The 1,667-nt window shown below is 43.0% G+C and carries 1 protein-coding gene; it reads right to left on the bottom strand.

What is annotated here, in order from left to right; all coding sequences use genetic code 11:
- Positions 1–242: 242 nt before the first annotated feature.
- The coding region (locus tag B9N71_RS13130; RefSeq protein ID WP_167370117.1) for a hypothetical protein at positions 243–1,667 on the bottom strand (1,425 nt) is incomplete at its 5' end.

Here is a 1,667-nt window from a genome sequence, read left to right as displayed (position 1 = left end):
TATTTGATAATAGCTATTAATAACAGCTTGTTAATAACAGTCAGTTAATAGCAAAAGCGCAAGCTTGAAAATTGTATCGGTCGAAGCATTGTTTTGACTTTCAGTCATTAAAGCGCTAGGTTCACAGACTTTGCCTGCTCAACGCCCCAACTTACGCGGGGGCTTGATTCTTTGTTATATTATCCTCTCAAGCACCGTAACCCCCTTCCGCGCCCTAAGGATTAAGAACTAAACGCTAAAAACTAAGGTGCGGTGCAAACAGCGTAACCGCTGTCGCTAGCGCTGCGGCTGCGGACGTAGCCGTCGTACGAGTCGACAGCGAACTGGTAGCTACCTGTTGCGTCGCTCGTCCAGTAGTCGTAGGGGACGAAGCCCGCATCAGTGTAGTTGGTCATGTAGCCCCACTCCGTGAAAAAGCCTGCTCCTATATAACGCATGTAATAATTAACTGATGAGCTAGGTGTTGCGCCTGAAATAGGAGGACTAGCTCTTCTGACCGCATTGGTTAAATCACTTACCGCAGGCATCCGATAACCCAAACTTCTACACCATGCTAACTGGTCACTATAAGTTTTCCTTTGACCACCACGATTGACGAACCACTGCCTCAATTCAAATCCATACCTAACCTCATTACCACTTCTATCCCTACCGATTAATTCAAATGTCTGTGGCAAAGTTGGCACGGTAATTTGACCAGGATTACTTGAACTTATCTGACTACTACTTGCCCTTGGACCATTTAACGTTACCCGTGTGTTTGAACCAACCCTACTCACCGTTGCTGTTATATCACCACTACCACCATATGTGGTAACAGACCAACTCAACTGACTTGCATCTACCCCAGCAATAAGCAAATCAAAATACAATCCATCTGCTCCTGTAGTTGGAAAGTTTCTGTCGTAAGATGATGGGTTTGTTGACTGAACTAAAAAGCCCTTGTCAGGATTCCATATGTTAGCTGGGCCGGCATAGCGGCCTGTGCCATAATAAAGATTTGGCCTGACCGCACAAATAACGGGCGGTGACGGTAAAGTGATATAATACTCCGCTGTTCCTCCACTAAAAGTACTACTATCTGGCAAACCATATTGTGTAGTTAAACTCCCCCCTGTACTACTTAAGGTTACCTTATAAGGTGCATTACATATATCTAATGCATCACTACGATTAATGGTATTGCCATCTTTATCAGTTATTGCTAACGATATACTTCCTAATGCGGTAACACCATTTGTACCCTGACCATCCCCATCATCATCTCCCCATTTACCTTGTGTCACTAAGTCATTTATATTTATTGAGTCACTTAATGGCGGGACTATCATTTCAATATCAGCCAAGGTATCCCCTACATTAGGTAACTTGATTGGCGCTGTTGGTGATGAAGAATTATTTTGCAATGTGAATGTTCGACCATCTGATAACTTAATACCTAATAAGTCCTCTGTTTTAGTCACTTTAGTAACACCACCATCAAAGGTTAAATAAGGCGCAGTACCGTGAATGCGCTCAGAAGTCGTGGCCGATAATGCCTGCGATTCTAAAGAGTACGGCAATAACAACAACGGCGCTAATGCCAATGGGATTTTTGAAAATAGTTTTGTGGATAATTTCGATGATATAAATAAGTTTCGGGTAAAAACGCGTCGAATAGGATTATT

The organism is Gilliamella bombi, assembly GCF_900103255.1.
In the GTDB taxonomy this organism is placed as follows: domain Bacteria; phylum Pseudomonadota; class Gammaproteobacteria; order Enterobacterales; family Orbaceae; genus Gilliamella; species Gilliamella bombi.
Note: the sequence above shows the minus strand (reverse complement) of the source record. Positions and strands in the feature narration are given on the sequence as shown.